Origin of the sequence: Streptomyces coryli (assembly GCF_011044975.1) — a bacterium.
Lineage (GTDB): Bacteria > Actinomycetota > Actinomycetes > Streptomycetales > Streptomycetaceae > Streptomyces > Streptomyces coryli.
Genome location: NZ_JAAKZV010000001.1, coordinates 109,924 through 127,591, shown reverse-complemented (window position 1 = coordinate 127,591; position 17,668 = coordinate 109,924). Strand labels below are relative to the sequence as shown.

Here is a 17,668-nt window from a genome sequence, read left to right as displayed (position 1 = left end):
CAATGAATGGTGAACAGCTGAGGCTCGGGGCAGTGATCATCACCATGGGCACCCGCCCGGAGGAGCTGGGCGCCCTGCTCGACTCGGTCGCCAAGCAGGACGGCGCCCCGATCGAGTGCGTCGTGGTCTTCCAGGGCGCCGAGCCGACCGCCCTGCCCGAGGGCGTACGGGCCGTGCAGCTGCCGGAGAACCTCGGCATCCCCGGCGGCCGCAACGTCGGCATCGAGGCCTTCGGCGAGCACGGCCAGGACGTCGACGTGCTGCTCTTCCTCGACGACGACGGGCTGCTGCCCCGCCAGGACACCGGCGAGCTGATCCGCGCGGCGTTCGCCGAGGACGCCGAGCTGGGCATCGTCAGCTTCCGCATCGCCGACCCGGACACCGGCGCCACCCAGCGCCGGCACGTCCCGCGGCTGCGGGCCGCGGACCCGCTCAGGTCCTCCCGCGTGACGACCTTCCTCGGCGGCGCCAACGCCGTCCGTACGAAGGTCTTCGCCGAGGTCGGCGACCTGCCGGCGGAGTTCTGGTACGCCCACGAGGAGACCGACCTGGCCTGGCGGGCCCTCGACGCCGGCTGGCACATCGACTACCGCGCCGACATGGTTCTGCACCACCCGACCATGCCGCCGTCCCGGCACGCCACGTACCACCACAACGTCGCCCGTAACCGCGTCTGGCTCGCCCGGCGCAATCTGCCGGCCCCGCTGATCCCGCTCTACCTGGGGATCTGGTTCGCCCTGACGGTCCTCAGGAAGCCGTCCGCGGCCGCGCTGAAGGCCTGGCTCGGCGGCTTCAAGGAGGGCTGGAGCACCCCCTGCGGTCCTAGGCGTCCGATGAAGTGGCGTACGGTATGGCGGCTGACCCGGCTGGGACGTCCGCCGGTCATCTGACAAGCTCGTTACAAGCGACAGCGCGATACGCACGCACGAGAACGGGAAGACGCGAGACAGTGAGCGATACGGCTACCGGTGCCCCGCCGGGCCATTCGTCCGACGGTGAGCTCCCCCCTGCACAGCTGGCGGCCAAATACGGGCTGACGCAGAGCGGTGCCCGGCCGACGCTGCCGGGTTATGTGCGGCAGCTGTGGGACCGACGGCATTTCATCCTGGCCTTTTCCCAGGCCAAGCTGACGGCGCAGTACAGCCAGGCGAAGCTGGGGCAGCTGTGGCAGGTGGCGACGCCGCTGCTCAATGCCGCTGTCTACTTCATGATCTTCGGGATCATTCTGGGTGCCCGCGACGGCGTCCCCGGCGGCAAGCACAACTACGTCCCGTTCCTCGTGATCGGGGTCTTCATCTTCACGTTCACGCAGCAGTCCGTGATGACCGGCGTGCGCTCGATCACCGGGAATCTCGGCCTGGTGCGGGCGCTGCACTTCCCGCGCGCCTCGCTGCCGATCTCCTTCTCGCTGCAGCAGCTGCAGCAGCTGCTGTTCTCCATGATCGTGCTGCTGGTCATCCTGCTTGGGTTCCAGGAGTGGCCGACGTGGCGCTGGTTCCTGGTCCTTCCGGCGCTGGCCCTGCAGTTCGTGTTCAACATCGGCCTTGCGATGATGTTCGCGCGGATGGGCAGCAAGACGCCCGACCTGGCCCAGCTGATGCCGTTCGTGCTGCGCACCCTGATGTACGCGTCCGGCGTGATGTTCCCGCTGCACGCCATGCTGACCAAGAACACCAGCGCCCCGACCTGGGTGGCCGATGTGCTGCAGGCCAACCCGGTGTCGGTCTACATGGACCTCATGCGCTTCTCGCTGATCGGCGACTACTCGATCCACGACATCGCACCGCACGCCTGGTGGCTGGCGCTGGGCTGGGCCCTGCTCTTCGGCGTGCTGGGCTTCGTGTACTTCTGGAAGGCTGAGGAGCGGTATGGCCGTGGCTGAGCAGGGAGCGATCGAGGACAGCAAGCCGGCGGGCGAGAAGATCCCGACGGTCATCTGCGACGACCTGCACATCGTCTACCGGGTCTTCGGAGGCGGCGGCCGCGGCAGCGCCACCGCCGCCCTGAACCGGATCATCAAGCGCCAGCCGTCCCCGCGGATGCGCGAGGTGCACGCCGTGCGCGGCGTCTCCTTCACGGCGTACCGCGGCGAGGCCATCGGCCTCATCGGCACCAATGGCTCCGGCAAGTCCACGCTGCTCAAGGCGGTGGCCGGGTTGCTCCCCCCGGAGAAGGGCAAGGTCTACACCGACGGCCAGCCCTCGCTCCTCGGCGTGAACGCCGCGCTGATGAACGACCTCACCGGTGAGCGGAACGTGATCCTCGGCGGTCTCGCGATGGGGATGTCCAAGGAGCAGGTGCGCGAGCGCTATCAGGGCATCGTGGACTTCTCCGGGATCAACGAGAAGGGTGACTTCATCACCCTTCCGATGCGGACGTACTCGTCCGGTATGGCGGCCCGGCTGCGGTTCTCCATCGCCGCGGCCAAGGACCACGACGTGCTGATGATCGACGAGGCCCTCGCCACGGGTGACAAGAAGTTCCAGAAGCGCTCGGAGGCCCGTATCCGCGAGCTCCGCAAGGAAGCCGGGACGGTCTTCCTGGTCAGCCACAACAACAAGTCGATCAGGGACACCTGCGACCGGGTGCTGTGGCTGGAGAAGGGCGAGCTGGTGATGGACGGGCCTACGGACGAGGTCCTGAAGGCGTACGAGAAGGAGACGGGCAAGTAGCCCGTCCCCTTCCCGGTCGAGCGGTCGGCGTCAGGCGTTGACGGGAGCCTTTGGCTCCTCCGATTCGCTTACGCCGACCCTGCCGTGGACGCGGCGGAGCCAGGCGGGGGCGTACCAGGCCGTCCGCCCGAGGACCCGCATCGCCGCCGGTACGAGGACACCTCGTACCGCCACCGCGTCGATCAGGATCGCCAGCCCGCTGCCCAGGCCGAACATCTGCATGAAGCTGACGCTGCTGGTGCCGAAGGCGAAGAAGCTCACCGCCAGCAGCCCTGCCGCCATCGTCACGATCCGGCCGGTCCTGGACAGCCCCTTCGTCACCGCCTCAGCGGGCTCCGCGCCCGCATCGTGCAGCTCCTTGATGCGGCTGGTCAGGAAGACCTCGTAGTCCATCGACAGGCCGAAGACAATGCAGAACATCAGCACCGTCATCGCGGTGTCCATCGGCTGCGCGGTGAAGCCGAGCAGGCCGCTGAGGTTGCCGTCCTGGAAGATCCACACCATGACGCCCATGGCCGCGGTGAGGCTGACCGCGTTCAGCAGCAGGGCCCGCAGCGGCTGCACCACGCTGCCCGTGAAGAGGAACAGCAGCACGAAGGTCGTCAGCGACACCCAGATGATGGCCATCGGCAGCCGGCTGCCGATCGAGTCCTTGGAGTCGACGAGCCGCGCGTCATTGCCGCCCACCAGGACCGATCCCGGCGCGGGCACGTCCCGTACCGCCGTCACCAGGTCCTGCGCCCGGCCCGAGCGCGGCGAGAGGTCGTGCACGACGGTGAGGCGCTGGGCGTCCGGGCGGCCGAGCGCCGCGGCGCCGGGGCCGGCGGGCTGCGCCGTGCCGTCGCGGTAGGTGCCGCTGCTCGCGTTCACCTGGACCACGCCGGGGAGGCGGGACAACTTCTCGGCGTACGGGGCGAGCTCGCCCTTGGGCACGCCCGCGGTGGAGACCACCTGGATGGAGGCGTTGTCGTTCGCCGCGAAGTCGGCTCGCATCGCCGTCGCCACCTGCCGGCTCTCCGCGCTCTCCGGCAGCACCCGCTCGTCCGGCGTGCCGAAGGTGACGCCCAGCAGCGGGCTCGCCGCCACCAGCAGCACCGCGAGCACCGGCAGCGCGGTGAGCGCCGGGCGGCGCATGACCGTGGCCGCGAGCCGGCCCCAGAAGGCCGAGTCCGGGCGGCGGACGGCCCGGGCGCCGGGCAGCCGGCCCTTGTTGACCCGGTGGCCGAGGAGCACCAGCAGCGCCGGTACGACGATGAGCGAGCTGATCGCGGCGATGGCGACGACGCCGATGCCCGCGTACGCGAACGAGCGCAGGAAGAACATCGGGAAGAGCAGCAGGGCAGAGAGCGCCGCGATGATCGTCGCCGAGGAGAAGGCGATGGTGCGGCCCGCGGTGGTGACGGTCCTGCGGATCGCCTCCGGGATGTCGTCGCCGTGCGCGAGCTGTTCGCGGAAGCGGCTGACCAGGAGCAGGCCGTAGTCGATGCCGAGGCCGAGGCCGAGGGCGGTGGTGAGGTTGACGGAGAAGACCGAGACGTCCGTGACGCTGCCGAGGAGATAGAGCTCGGCGAAGGTGCCGAGGATCGCGATCAGGCCGATGACCAGCGGCAGCAGGGCCGCGATCAGGCTGCCGAAGGCGAGCACCAGCAGGATGAGGGTGATCGGCACGGCGATCATCTCGGCGATGGCGAGGTCCTTGCCGACCTGGGACGAGATGTCGTTGCTGACGGCTGTCGTGCCGCCGGCCTCGACCGTCACGCCGTCGCGCTCGCCGCCGTATTCGTCGATGAGCTCTTTGGCGCGGTCGTCCTCCACCTTGTCGCCGCCCTTGATGTGGGCGAGGACGAGGGCCTGGGTGCCGTCGCGGGAGAGCAGCGCGTCGCCGCCGCGGTCCCAGTACGACATGACGCCGCCGACCGTCGCCTCGTCCTTGAGCCCGGTGGTGATCGCCTCGCCGCGGGCCTTCGCGGCGGGGGAGTCCGGGCCGCCGTCCGCCGAGCGGACGAGCAGGACCAGGTTCGTATCACCGCCGAAGCGCTCCTCGATGAGGTCGGCGGCCTTGCTGGACGGGGCGCCGGGATCGTCGAAGCCGCCGGAGGCGAGCTTGCCGAAGGCGCCGAAGCCGATGGCGGCCATCGCGACGACGGCGACCACCGACAGGGCGGTGAGGAGCTTCGCCCGTCGTACGGCCAGATTGGCGATGCGCAGGAGCATGTTTCCCCCCGGGGAAGTTAACGATGTCAACATGGACTGTCGCAGGGGATGTTAATGCTGTCAACATCGGGCATGATGTCGACCATGAGTGCGAGCAAGGGCGGCCGGTCGGCCTATCACCACGGGGATCTCCGCAACGCGCTGGTGGAGGCCGCGACCGAGCTCGCGCGCGGCGACGGCCCCGAGGCGGTCGTGCTGCGCGAGGCCGCGCGCCGGGTCGGGGTGTCGGCGACGGCCGCGTACCGGCACTTCGCGAACCAGGCCGACCTGCTGCAGGCGGTGAAGGTGCGCGGCCAGCGCGAGCTCGCGGATTCCATGCAGCGCGGCGTCGAGGCGGCGCCCGGCGGCGGCGACAAGCAGCAGGCCGCGCGGGACCGGCTGTGGCAGATCGGCCGCGGTTACGTGCGCTTCGCGCTGGCCGAGCCGGGGCTGTACCGGGCGGCGTTCTGCCGGGTGCCGCACGTGTCCGACCATCCGTGGGACGAGGGGCAGCCGGACGCGGCGGAGCACGGGGAGGAGTACCGGTCCTTCGACATGCTCGTGGAGACGCTGGACGGCATGGAGGCGGCCGGCGTGATGCGGCCGGGCGTGCGCGAGGGCGCGGAGTTCGCCGCCTGGTCGGCGGTGCACGGGCTGGTGATGCTCATCCTGGACGGGCCGCTGTCCCGGCTTCCGGAGCCGGTGCGGGACGCCGTGATCGACCGCACGATCGGGACCGTGGTCGCCGGGCTGACCCGCGAGCCGGTCAGGTCGTAGTCAAAGATCGGTCAAGTCCCGGGCGTAACGGGAAGTTTCGGCGACGGTGATCTGTTGTCGCAACAAGCTGTACACCCTGTCTCACGTATGTCGGATGTACGGCGTACGCTGTGCTCCGTGCCGATCAGTGGCTTGCCGGGTGAAATCGGCCCTGCCGATCGGTAGCTGCGCAGCTCAGCGGGTGTATGCCCCTGTGCGGCGTGTCCGAAATAGATTGGTCTGAGGGATCGGTGTAGAACGGGAGGCGTGACGGCATTGGCAACTCGAGACACCCCGCGTCGAGGTGCCCCCTCCGCATCCGTTCCGAGGGCGCGCTCGGGCAGTAAGCGGTGAGCGGCGGCAACCAAAGGGTGCGAAACGCCGTCTCCGCCAGAGTGACGGGGGAAAGGCGCAAACGCCCAGCAGACGGGCAGAGCGCCGTGCTCGACCAGGCCGCCACCGAGAATTTCCCGGTGGCGCCCTTCTTCCTGCCACGCGCCTGGCGCGCCGACCTGATGGCCGTCTACGGCTACGCCCGCCTCGTCGACGACATCGGCGACGGCGACCTGGCGCCCGGCGGCGCCGACGCCCGGCTCCTCGGCCTCGGGCCGCACTGGGAGGGCGACCGGCTCGGGCTGCTGAAGGCCTTCGAGGACGACACCCACCGGGTCTTCGACTCCACCCCCAGACACCCGCTGCTCAAGAACCTGCAGCCCACCGTGCGGCGCCATGCGATGAGCCGCGCGCCCTTCCTCGGGCTGATCGAGGCCAATCGCCAGGACCAGATCGTCCGGCGCTACGAGACGTACGACGACCTGCTCGGCTACTGCGAGCTGTCCGCCAACCCGGTCGGCCGCATGGTCCTCGAGCTCGCCGGGGTGACCTCCCCCGAGCGCGTCCGGCACTCCGACGCCATCTGCACCGCGCTGCAGATCGTGGAGCACCTGCAGGACATCACCGAGGACTTCACCCGCGACCGGATCTACCTCCCGTCCGAGGACATGAAGCGCTTCGGCGTCAGCGAGCGCGACCTGTCGATGCCGACCGCCGACGACCCGGTGCGCGCGCTCATCGCCTTCGAGGCCGAGCGCGCCGCACGCCTGCTGGACGAGGGCGCCCCGCTCGTGGGCAGCGTCAGCGGCCGGCTGAGACTGCTGCTCGCGGGCTTCGTGGCCGGGGGGCGCGCGGCACTCAAGGCGATCGCGGCAGCGGAATACGACACCCTCCCCGGCCCTCCCAAGCCCACCAAGCCGCTGCTGTTGCGCGAGGTGGGCGCCACTCTGCGACGGAAAGGGTGAGGCGCATCATGTCAGGAGCAGCCCGCACACACGCCCCGTACGCATCCGGGCAGGTCCTCGCCGCGTACGGCTATTGCGAGGCCATCACCGGCACCCAGGCCCGTAACTTCGCCTACGGCATCCGGCTGCTGCCCACGCCCAAGCGCTATGCGATGTCCGCCCTCTACGCCTTCTCCCGCCGGGTCGACGACATCGGCGACGGGCCGCTGCCCGACGACGCCAAGCTGGCCCGGCTCGAGGACACCCGGCTGCTGCTGCGGCAGATCCGGGACGGCGAGATCGACGAGGACGACACCGACCCGGTCGCCGTCGCGCTCGCGCATGCCGCACGGCAGTTCCCCATCCCGCTCGGCGGGCTCGACGAGCTCATCGACGGGGTGCTGAGCGACGTCCGCGGCGAGGAATACGAGACCTGGGACGACCTCAAGGCGTACTGCCGGTGCGTCGCCGGAGCCATCGGGCGGCTGTCGCTCGGCGTCTTCGGCACCGTGCCCGGCGCGCGCGGCGCCGATCGCGCCCCGGAGTACGCCGATACGCTCGGCCTCGCCCTGCAGCTGACGAACATCCTGCGCGACGTGCGCGAGGACGCCGAGAACGGGCGCACCTACCTGCCCGCCGAGGACCTCGCCAAGTTCGGCTGCTCGGCCGGATTCGGCTCGGCCACACCGCCGCCGGGCGCGGACTTCGCCGGGCTCGTGCACTTCGAAGTGCGGCGCGCCCGCGCCCTGTTCGCCGAGGGGTTCCGGCTGCTGCCGATGCTGGACCGGCGCAGCGGCGCCTGCGTCGCCGCCATGGCCGGGATCTACCGCCGGCTGCTGGACCGGATCGCCGACGACCCCGAGGCCGTGCTGCGCGGCCGGGTGTCGCTGCCGGGCCGGGAGAAGGCCTACGTCGCGGTGCGCGGACTGAGCGGTCTGGACGCCCGGCAGGTCGCCCGGAGGCGGATGTGATGTGTGACGACGCCCCCGGCGGGCCAGGGATTGGTCGTGCTGCCACCGTTATCGCCCTTATCTCCGCCGATATCGCCCCAAGCGGCGGGCAACCCTCCGCCGTACCGTCCGCCTCTCTCGCCGTGATGACCAAGGGGGGCTCATGACCGAGGCACCCACCGCGGTGGTCGTCGGCGGCGGGCTCGCCGGGACCACCGCGGCACTGACCCTCGCCGACGCCGGCGTGCGGGTCACGCTGCTGGAGGCGCGGCCGCGCCTGGGCGGACTGGCGTTCTCCTTCTCCCGCGACTCGGCCGCCGGGCCGCTCACCGTCGACAACGGCCAGCATGTGTATCTGCGCTGCTGCGCCGCCTACCAGTGGTTCCTCGACCGGGTGAAGGGGCGCCATCTGGCGCCGCTGCAGGACCGGCTCGACGTACCCGTGCTGCATGCGCAGACGCGGAAGCTGGGCCGGCTGCAGCGCGGCAATCTGCCGGTGCCGCTGCACCTGGCCGCCAGCCTGCTGCGCTATCCGCATCTCTCGCTCGCCGAGCGGGCCGGCGTCGGCCGCGCCGCGCTCGCCCTCAAGGGCCTCGACCTCGCCGACCCGGCGCTGGACGACGAGGACTTCGCCACCTGGCTGAACCGGCACGGCCAGTCCGACCGGGCCGTCCAGGCGCTCTGGGACCTGGTCGGCGTCGCCACGCTCAACGCCACCGCCGGGCAGTCCTCGCTCGGCCTGGCCGCCATGGTCTTCAAGACCGGCCTGCTCACCGACCGCGGCGCCGCCGACATCGGCATCGCCCAGGTCCCGCTCGGCGAGCTGCACGACACCCTCGCCCGCAAGGAGCTGGAGGAGGCGGGCGTACGGACCGAACTGCGCGCCCGCGTCGGCTCGTTGGAAGAGCTCGAGAAGGGCGGCTGGAGCGTCACCGCCGGCACCGGACCCGGCGCGGACGAGCGCATCGACGCGGACGCCGTCGTGCTCGCCGTGCCGCAGAAGGAGGCGCACGGGCTGCTGCCCGACGGCGCCCTCGACGACAAGGAGGCGCTGCTGAAGATCGGCACCTCCCCGATCCTCAACCTCCACGTCATCTACGACCGCAAGGTGCTCAAGCAGCCGTTCTTCGCCGCCCTCGGCACGCCGGTGCAGTGGGTCTTCGACCGTACGGACACCAGCGGGCTCAGCGGTGGCGGGCAGTATCTCGCCGTCTCCCAGTCCGCCGTCCACGACGACATCGACCGGCCCGTCGGCGAGCTGCGCGAGCGCTATCTGCCGGAGCTGGAGCGGCTGCTGCCGGCCGCCCGCGGCGCCGAGGTGCGGGACTTCTTCGTCACTCGCGAGCGCACCGCGACTTTCGCGCCCACGCCCGGCGTCCGCGCGCTGCGCCCTCAGGCCCGTACCAACGCGGCGGGTCTCGCGCTGGCGGGCGCGTGGACCGCCACCGGGTGGCCCGCGACCATGGAAAGTGCCGTGCTCAGCGGCATCAAAGCCGCCCACGCCACCCTTACCGGGCTCGGCCGTACATACAGCACCGCAGGACTGCCCGCCACGCTCGAGGCGGCATGAGCAGCACCGGATATCAAGGAGAGAGCGTGACCAGTCTGGAGTCGAACTCAGCGAGCAAGGTGGATGTACTCGCCCTGCTGGAGCGCGGCCGGGAGCTCTCCACCCCGCTGCTGCGCGAGGTCGTGGACCGCCTCGCGCCGCCCATGGACACCGTCGCCGCCTACCACTTCGGCTGGATCGACGCGGCCGGCAACCCGGCGGCCGGCGACGGAGGCAAGGCTGTCCGGCCCGCCCTCGCGCTGATCTCCGCCGAGGCCGCGGGGGCGCCGCCGGAGAAGGGCGTGCCGGGCGCGGTCGCGGTCGAGCTGGTGCACAACTTCTCGCTGCTGCACGACGACCTGATGGACGGCGACGAGCAGCGCCGGCACCGCGACACGGTCTGGAAGGTGCACGGCCCGGCCCAGGCCATCCTCGTCGGCGACGCGCTCTTCGCCCTCGCCAATGAAGTCCTGCTGGAGCTCGGCACCGTCGAGGCCGGGCGGGCCACCCGGCGGCTCGCCGTCGCCACCCGCAAGCTCATCGACGGGCAGGCGCAGGACATGTCCTTCGAGGACCGCGAGCGGGTCTCGGTCGACGAATGCCTGGAGATGGAGGGCAACAAGACCGGCGCGCTGCTCGCCTGCGCCGTCTCCATCGGCGCCGTCCTCGGCGGCGCCGACGACAAGACCGCCGACGCCCTGGAGCGTTACGGCCACCACCTCGGCCTCGCCTTCCAGGCCGTGGACGACCTCCTCGGCATCTGGGGCGAGCCGGCCGAGACCGGCAAGCAGGCCTGGAGCGACCTCAGGCAGCGCAAGAAGTCGCTGCCGGTGTGCGCGGCGCTGCAGGCCGGCGGGCCCGCTTCGGAGAAGCTTGCGGAGCTGCTCGCCGCCGATGCCAAGAGCGTAGGAAAAGAAGAGGAAGGCTTGACCTTCGACGAGGAAGAATTCGCGACCAGGGCCGCGTTGATCGAACAGGCCGGAGGCCGCGAATGGACCTCCGAGGAGGCGAAGCGGCAGCACGCCACCGCGCTCGCCGCCCTCGAGGGAGTGGACATGCCCGACAGCATCCGCGAACAGCTCACCGCCCTCGCCGACTTCGTCGTCGTACGCCGGCGCTGACGGACCACCTTGTCAAGCGTAGGGAGTGAAATTGACCGCCACGACACAGGGAAGCAACGGACCAGCCCGCGCCGAGGCCCTCAAGGCCACCGCCGCCGCCAAGGACGCCCCGGCTGTCTTAACGGCCGCCGATGCGGCCAGAGAGCGCGCCGTCGGCCACCTCCTCTCCCGCCAGGACGCGGCGGGCTGGTGGAAGGGCGACCTGGAGACCAACGTCACCATGGACGCCGAGGACCTGCTGCTCCGCCAGTTCCTGGGCATCGGCGACGACCGCACGCTGGCCGCGGCCGCCCGCTGGATCCGCTCCCAGCAGCTCGAGGACGGCACCTGGAACACCTTCCACGGCGGCCCGGGTGACCTGTCCACCACCATCGAGGCCTACGTCGCGCTGAAGCTGGCCGGCGACGACCCGGACGCGCCGCACATGGCCTCCGCCGCCCAGTGGGTACGGGAGCAGGGCGGCATCGCGAAGAGCCGGGTCTTCACCCGCATCTGGCTGGCGCTCTTCGGCTGGTGGAAGTGGGACGACCTGCCCGAGCTGCCGCCGGAGGTCATGTATCTGCCGCCGTGGTTCCCGCTGAACATCTACCAGTTCGGCAGCTGGGCCCGGCAGACCATCGTGCCGCTCACCGTCGTCTCGGCGAAGCGCCCGGTGCGGCAGGGCCCCTTCCCCATCGACGAGCTGCACACCGACGCCGCGCACCCCAACCCGCCGCAGGAGCCGGCCCCGGTCAACACGTGGGACGGCTTCTTCCAGCGCCTCGACAAGGCGCTGCACAAGTACCACAAGGTGGCCTTCCGCCCGCTCCGTAAATCCGCGCTGAAGAAGGCCGCGGCCTGGATCGTCGAACGGCAGGAGAACGACGGCTGCTTCGGTGGCATCCAGCCCCCGGCCGTCTATTCGATCATCGCGCTGCACCTCCTCGGCTACGACCTCAACCACCCCGTGATCAAGGCGGGGCTGCAGGCGCTGGACGACTTCGCGATCTGGCCCGACGAGGACACCCGCATGATCGAGGCGTGTCAGTCCCCGGTCTGGGACACCTGCCTCGCCACCATCGCGCTCGCCGACGCCGGCCTGCCCGCCGACCACGAGGCGCTCCTCAGGGCCGCCGACTGGATGCTCGACGAGCAGGTCACCAAGCCCGGCGGCGACTGGGCGGTGCGGCGGCCGCAGCTCGCCTCCGGCGGCTGGGCGTTCGAGTTCGAGAACGACACGTATCCGGATACGGACGACACCGCCGAAGTGATCCTGGCGCTGCGCCGGGTCGAGCACCCGGACCCGGCGCGGGTCGACGCCGCCGTGGAGAAGGCGGTCCGCTGGACCGCCGGGATGCAGTCCAAGAACGGGGCGTGGGGCGCCTTCGACGCCGACAACACCTCGGTGCTGCCGACCAAGCTGCCGTTCTGCGACTTCGGCGAGGTCATCGACCCGCCGTCCGCGGACGTCACCGCCCACGTCGTGGAGATGCTGGCGCGCGAGGGGCTGGCCAACGACCCGCACGCCCGCCGCGGCATCGCCTGGCTGCTCGCCGAACAGGAGCCGTCCGGCGCCTGGTTCGGCCGCTGGGGCGTCAACTACGTCTACGGCACCGGGTCCGTCGTCCCCGCCCTCGTCGAGGCCGGGCTGCCCACCTCGCACCCGGCGATCCGCCGGGCGGTGAGCTGGCTGGAGTCGGTCCAGAACGACGACGGCGGCTGGGGCGAGGACCTGCGCTCCTACAAGTACGTCAAGGAGTGGAGCGGCCGCGGCGAGTCCACCGCCTCGCAGACCGCGTGGGCGCTGCTGGCGCTGCTCGCGGCGGGGGAGCGGGAGTCGAAGGCCACCGAGCGCGGCATCGAGTTCCTCGCCCGTACCCAGAACGAGGACGGGTCCTGGGACGAGCCGTACTTCACGGGTACCGGCTTCCCCTGGGACTTCTCCATCAACTACCACCTGTATCGCCAGGTGTTCCCGCTCACCGCCCTCGGACGGTATGTGGGGAGCGCCGGGGAGGCCGGCGAGGAGGCAGGCGCTTAATGCCGAACGGCCCTGTGCCCCTGCTGATCGCCTGCGCGCTGGGCATCGAGCGCCGCGCGCTCCGCGCCGGCCTGCGCGAAGGCGCGGCCGGGCCGGTCGCGCTGGTGCGTACGGGCATGGGGCCGAAGGCGGCCGAGAAGGCGGTCGCCGAGCAGCTCGCCCAGGACACCTTCACCGATTCGCCGGTGATCGCCACCGGCTTCTGCGCCGGGCTCGTACCCGGCATGCGGCCAGGGGACGTCTTCGTCGCCGAGGCCACCGAGGACGCGCATGGCCGCGTCGAAGCCACCGGGAACCAACCGCTCGCCGAGGCGCTCGAACTCCTCGGCGCAACCGTCCATACGGGGCTGCTCACCGGCTCCGACCATGTCGTACGCGGCGCCGAGCGGGCCCGGCTGCGGGCCGCCGGCGCCGCCGCGACCGACATGGAGTCCGCTGCCACGCTGCGCACCGCCCGCAAAGCGGGCCCGCGCCCCGTGGCCGCCGTCCGGGTGATCGTCGACGCGCCCGAGCATGAACTCATCCGAATCGGGACGGTCCGGGGCGGCATAACGGCTTGCCGCGTGCTCAGCTCTGTCCTTCCCGCCTTTTACGAATGGCACCGTACGTTGCCGCCGCTCCCCAGGAGGTGAGCCCAGATGGCCATGCCGCTGCGCCAGTCCATCAAGGTCGCGAGCTATCTCTTCGAGCAGAAGGTCATCCGCAGGAACGAGAAGTTCCCGCTGATCGTTGAGCTGGAGCCGCTCTACGCCTGCAACCTCGCGTGTGAGGGCTGCGGCAAGATCCAGCACCCGGCGGGGGTGCTCAAGCAGCGCATGCCGGTGCAGCAAGCCGTCGGCGCGGTGCTGGAGTCGGGGGCGCCGATGGTGTCCATCGCCGGCGGCGAGCCGCTGATGCACCCGAAGATCGACGAGATCGTGCGCCAGCTGGTGGCGAGGAAGAAGTACGTCTTCCTCTGCACCAACGCCATGCTGCTGCGCAAGAAGATGGACAAGTTCACCCCGTCCCCGTACTTCGCCTTCGCCGTGCACATCGACGGCATGCGCGAGCGCCATGACGAGTCGGTGGCCAAGGAAGGCGTCTTCGACGAGGCGGTCGAGGCCATCAAGGAGGCCAAGAAGCGCGGCTTCCGGGTGACGACCAACTCCACCTTCTTCAACACCGACACCCCGCAGACCATCATCGAGGTGCTCAACTACCTCAACGACGACCTGAAGGTCGACGAGATGATGCTCTCGCCCGCCTACGCCTACGAAAAGGCGCCCGACCAGGAGCACTTCCTGGGCGTCGAGCAGACCCGCGAGCTGTTCAAGAAGGCCTTCGCGGGCGGCAACCGGCGCCGCTGGCGGCTGAACCACTCGCCCCTCTTCCTCGACTTCCTCGAGGGCAAGGTGGACTTCCCGTGCACCGCCTGGGCGATCCCGAACTACTCGCTCTTCGGCTGGCAGCGGCCCTGCTATCTGATGAGCGACGGTTACGTCACCACGTACAAGGAACTCATCGAGGACACCGACTGGGACAAGTACGGCCGCGGCAAGGACCCGCGCTGCGCCAACTGCATGGCGCACTGCGGCTACGAGCCGACGGCAGTGCTGGCCACCATGGGTTCGCTCAAGGAGTCCCTGCGGGCGGCGAAGGAGAGTGTCGCCGGGAACCGGAACTGACGGCGTGAGAAAAGGGGGCGGGACATGACCTTGCTCGAGAACCTCCGCGGACCGCAGGATCTGAAGGCGCTGCCGGAGGAGCACCTGGACGAACTGGCGGAGGAGATCCGCCAGTTCCTGATTCACGCGGTGGCCCGCACCGGCGGCCATCTGGGCCCGAACCTGGGCGTGGTGGAGCTGACCATCGCCCTGCACCGGGTCTTCGACTCGCCGGCCGACCGCATTCTGTGGGACACCGGCCATCAGTCGTACGTGCACAAGCTGCTGACCGGCCGGCAGGACTTCTCCAAGCTGCGCGGCAAGGGCGGCCTGTCCGGCTACCCGTCGCGGGAGGAGTCCGTCCACGACGTCATCGAGAACAGCCACGCGTCGACCGTGCTGGGCTGGGCGGACGGGCTGGCGAAGGCGAATGAGGTACGGGGGAGCGGCGACCACGTCGTCGCGGTGATCGGCGACGGGGCGCTGACCGGCGGCATGGCGTGGGAGGCGCTGAACAACATCGCGGCGGCCAAGGACCGTCCGCTCATCATCGTCGTCAACGACAACGAGCGGTCCTACGCGCCGACGATAGGCGGCCTTGCCAACCACCTGGCGACGCTGCGGACCACGGACGGATACGAGCGCTTCCTCGCCTGGGGGAAGCGCGTTCTGCAGGACACCCCGGTGATCGGGCAGCCGCTCTACGAGTCGCTGCACGGCGCGAAGAAGGGCTTCAAGGACGCCTTCGCGCCGCAGGGGATGTTCGAGGACCTGGGCCTGAAGTACGTAGGCCCGATCGACGGGCACGACACGGCGGCGGTCGAGTCGGCGCTGAGCCGGGCGAAGCGCTTCCACGGGCCGGTCCTGGTGCACTGCCTGACCGAGAAGGGGCGCGGCTATCAGCCGGCGCTGGAGGACGAGGCCGACCGCTTCCACACGGTCGGCCAGATGGACCCGCTCACCTGCGAGCCGGTGGCCAAGCCCGGGCCGCCGTCGTGGACCTCCGTCTTCAGCGAGGAGATGGTGCGGCTGGGGGCCGAGCGCGACGACATCGTGGCCATCACGGCGGCGATGCTGCAGCCGGTCGGCCTCGCCCCGTTCGCGAAGGCCTACCCGGGCCGGGTCTGGGACGTCGGCATCGCGGAGCAGCATGCGGCGGTGTCGGCGGCGGGACTTGCCACGGGCGGGCTGCATCCGGTGGTGGCGATCTACGCGACGTTCCTGAACCGCGCCTTCGATCAGGTGCTGATGGATGTGGCGCTGCACAAGTGCGGGGTGACGTTCGTCCTGGACCGGGCCGGGATCACCGGTCCCGACGGGGCCTCGCACCACGGCATGTGGGACATGTCGATCCTGCAGGTGGTGCCGGGGCTGCGGATCGCCGCGCCGCGCGACGCCGAGCAGCTGCGGCTGCAGCTGCGGGAGGCCGTCGAGGTCGATGACGCGCCGACGGTGGTGCGCTTTGCCCGCGGTTCGGTCGGCGATCCGGTGCCGGCCGTGGACCGGATCGGCGGCATGGATGTCCTCGCCCGCGGCGATACGGAGGACGTGCTGCTGGTCGCCGTAGGAACGATGGGGGAGACCTGCGTGCAGGTGGCCGAGCTGCTGGCCGGGCGCGGGATCGGCTGTACGGTGGTCGACCCGCGCTGGGTGAAGCCGGTCGACGAGCAGCTGGCGCCGCTGGCGGACCGGCACCTGATGGTCGCGGTGGTGGAGGACAACTCCCGCACCAGCGGCGTCGGTTCGGCCGTCGAGCGGGCGCTGCGGGACGCGGAGGTGGATCTGCCGGTGCGCTGCTACGGCCTGCCGCAGCAATTCATCCCGCACGGCAAGCGCGGCGAGGTGCTGGCCGAGCTCGGGCTGACCCCGGCGGAGATCGCGGGCTCGATCGGGGGCGCGCTGGCCGCTGCCGAGGCCCGTAAGGAGAAGGACGGCAGATGAGCTTCGACCTCGGCGAGCTGCTCGCCGCCCGCGGCAAGGAGCGGTACGAGCTGCATGCGCGGCATCTGAACCACCAGCTGCCGCGCATGCTGCACACCATCGGCTTCGACAAGGTCTACGAGCGGGCCGAGGGGGCGTACTTCTTCGACGAAGAAGGCAACGACTACCTCGACATGCTCGCCGGCTTCGGGGTGATGGGCATCGGCCGCCACCACCCGGTGGTGCGCAAGGCGCTGCACGACGTGCTGGACGCGGGCCTGGCGGATCTGACCCGCTTCGACTGCCAGCCGCTGCCGGGCCTGCTCGCCGAGAAGCTGCTGTCGTACACGCCGCATCTGGACCGGGTGTTCTTCGGGAACAGCGGGACGGAGGCGGTGGAGACGGCGCTGAAGTTCGCGCGGTACGCCACCGGCAAGCCGCGCGTCCTTTATTGCGACCATGCCTTCCACGGCCTGACCACGGGCTCGCTGTCGGTCAACGGCGAGTCCGGCTTCCGCGACGGCTTCGCGCCGCTGCTTCCCGATACGGCGATCGAGCTGGGGGATCTGGCGGCGCTGGAGCGGGAGTTGCGGAAGGGGGATGTGGCGGGCTTCATCGTGGAGCCGATCCAGGGCAAGGGGGTGCTCGAGCCGCCGCCGGGGTTCCTGCGGGCCGCGCAGGAGCTGCTGCACCGCTATAAGGCGCTGCTCATCGCCGACGAGGTGCAGACCGGGATGGGGCGGACCGGCGACTTCTTCGCGTACCAGCACGAGGACGGCGTGGAGCCGGATCTGGTGTGCGTGGCGAAGGCGCTGTCGGGCGGTTATGTGCCGGTCGGTGCCACGCTCGGCAAGGACTGGATCTTCAAGAAGGTCTACTCGTCGATGGACCGCGTCCTGGTCCATTCGGCGAGCTTCGCCACCAACGCGCAGGCGATGGCTGCGGGGTTGGCGACCCTCTCCGTCATGGAGGACGAGGAACTGGTCGCGAACGCCCGCGCCACCGGCGATCTGCTGCGCGGCCGGCTGGAGGCGCTGGTCCCGAAGTACGAGCTGCTGAAGGAGGTCAGGGGCCGCGGCCTGATGATCGGCATCGAGTTCGGCAGGCCGAAGTCCCTGAAGCTGCGCAGCAGATGGACCATGCTGCAGGCGGCGCGGAAGGGGCTCTTCGCCCAGATGGTCGTCGTCCCGCTGCTGCAGCGCCACCGCATCCTCACCCAGGTCTCCGGCGACCATCTCGAGGTCATCAAGCTCATCCCGCCACTCGTGGTGGGGGAGAAGGATGTGGACCGCTTCGTAGATGCCTTCACGCAGGTGATGGACGACGCGCACGCCGGCGGGGCGCTGATGTGGGACTTCGGCAAGACCCTCGTCAAGCAGGCGGTGGCGAACCGCTAGAGGCGTACTGTGGGTAGTGAATCCGTGACTGCCCCTCCGGTGCGAGCACAGGCTCGAGGTGGGCATTCGGCGGCCTCCGGGGAAGGAGGCGCCATGCCGCGAGCGGAAAATTTCCCGGTCCCGTGGGGCCGGGCCACCGCCGCCTCGCGCGCCGGAACCCTGCACGCGAG

General features: G+C 70.5%; 14 protein-coding genes. 13 read left to right on the top strand and 1 reads right to left on the bottom strand.

The annotated features are described in order from the left end of the window. Window positions 1-2: 2 nt before the first annotated feature. From G5C51_RS00595 to G5C51_RS00585, 3 genes are read left to right on the top strand one after another with little or no spacing between them, the layout of a single operon-like run. Window positions 3-890 (top strand): glycosyltransferase family 2 protein, encoded by an 888-nt coding sequence (locus G5C51_RS00595; protein WP_206313270.1) that lies wholly within the window; start codon window positions 3-5, stop codon window positions 888-890. 59 nt (window positions 891-949) lie between these two features. Further along, window positions 950-1,882 carry an ABC transporter permease gene (locus G5C51_RS00590; RefSeq protein ID WP_338117964.1) on the top strand — a complete coding sequence of 311 codons (933 nt, stop codon included), beginning with the start codon at window positions 950-952 and terminating at the stop codon, window positions 1,880-1,882. Then, window positions 1,869-2,672, top strand: coding sequence for an ABC transporter ATP-binding protein (locus G5C51_RS00585; RefSeq protein WP_165229630.1), 804 nt, complete (start codon window positions 1,869-1,871; stop codon window positions 2,670-2,672). The genes G5C51_RS00590 and G5C51_RS00585 overlap by 14 nt, the downstream gene beginning before the upstream one ends. A 30-nt stretch (window positions 2,673-2,702) precedes the next feature. Here G5C51_RS00585 and G5C51_RS00580 read toward each other — a convergent pair whose 3' ends face one another. Further along, window positions 2,703-4,886, bottom strand: a complete 2,184-nt coding sequence (locus G5C51_RS00580; protein WP_165229627.1) for an MMPL family transporter — start codon at window positions 4,884-4,886, stop codon at window positions 2,703-2,705. A gap of 84 nt (window positions 4,887-4,970) precedes the next feature. On the opposite strand from G5C51_RS00580, the gene G5C51_RS00575 reads away from it, so the two are divergent. The 10 genes from G5C51_RS00575 to G5C51_RS00530 all read left to right on the top strand — a co-directional run bounded on the left by G5C51_RS00575 (window position 4,971) and on the right by G5C51_RS00530 (window position 17,498). Further along, the gene (locus G5C51_RS00575; RefSeq protein ID WP_165229624.1) at window positions 4,971-5,642 is read left to right on the top strand and encodes a TetR/AcrR family transcriptional regulator; all 672 of its coding nucleotides are present in this window, start codon (window positions 4,971-4,973) and stop codon (window positions 5,640-5,642) included. Between the two features lie 419 nt (window positions 5,643-6,061). Continuing rightward, a complete protein-coding gene (gene hpnC, locus G5C51_RS00570; protein WP_165229621.1) occupies window positions 6,062-6,919 on the top strand; it encodes a squalene synthase HpnC in 858 nt (285 codons plus the stop codon). A gap of 8 nt (window positions 6,920-6,927) precedes the next feature. After that, complete coding sequence (hpnD, locus tag G5C51_RS00565) at window positions 6,928-7,869, top strand: presqualene diphosphate synthase HpnD (RefSeq protein ID WP_165229618.1); 942 nt, start codon at window positions 6,928-6,930, stop codon at window positions 7,867-7,869. Between the two features lie 142 nt (window positions 7,870-8,011). Next, on the top strand, window positions 8,012-9,418 hold the full coding sequence (gene hpnE, locus G5C51_RS00560; protein WP_165229616.1) for a hydroxysqualene dehydroxylase HpnE: 1,407 nt from the start codon (window positions 8,012-8,014) through the stop codon (window positions 9,416-9,418). Then, window positions 9,415-10,518 (top strand): polyprenyl synthetase family protein, encoded by a 1,104-nt coding sequence (locus tag G5C51_RS00555; protein WP_165229613.1) that lies wholly within the window; start codon window positions 9,415-9,417, stop codon window positions 10,516-10,518. Before hpnE ends, G5C51_RS00555 begins: the two co-directional genes overlap by 4 nt. Before the next feature lie 31 nt (window positions 10,519-10,549). After that, window positions 10,550-12,538 carry a squalene--hopene cyclase gene (shc, locus tag G5C51_RS00550; RefSeq protein ID WP_165229610.1) on the top strand — a complete coding sequence of 663 codons (1,989 nt, stop codon included), beginning with the start codon at window positions 10,550-10,552 and terminating at the stop codon, window positions 12,536-12,538. After that, window positions 12,538-13,170, top strand: a complete 633-nt coding sequence (locus tag G5C51_RS00545; RefSeq protein ID WP_165229608.1) for a phosphorylase family protein — start codon at window positions 12,538-12,540, stop codon at window positions 13,168-13,170. The genes shc and G5C51_RS00545 overlap by 1 nt, the downstream gene beginning before the upstream one ends. A 6-nt stretch (window positions 13,171-13,176) precedes the next feature. Further along, window positions 13,177-14,202, top strand: a complete 1,026-nt coding sequence (hpnH, locus tag G5C51_RS00540; protein ID WP_165229605.1) for an adenosyl-hopene transferase HpnH — start codon at window positions 13,177-13,179, stop codon at window positions 14,200-14,202. Window positions 14,203-14,226: 24 nt separating this feature from the next. Continuing rightward, the gene (dxs, locus tag G5C51_RS00535; protein ID WP_165229602.1) at window positions 14,227-16,122 is read left to right on the top strand and encodes a 1-deoxy-D-xylulose-5-phosphate synthase; all 1,896 of its coding nucleotides are present in this window, start codon (window positions 14,227-14,229) and stop codon (window positions 16,120-16,122) included. After that, a complete protein-coding gene (locus tag G5C51_RS00530) occupies window positions 16,119-17,498 on the top strand; it encodes an aspartate aminotransferase family protein (protein WP_165229598.1) in 1,380 nt (459 codons plus the stop codon). The genes dxs and G5C51_RS00530 overlap by 4 nt, the downstream gene beginning before the upstream one ends. Window positions 17,499-17,668: the final 170 nt, after the last annotated feature.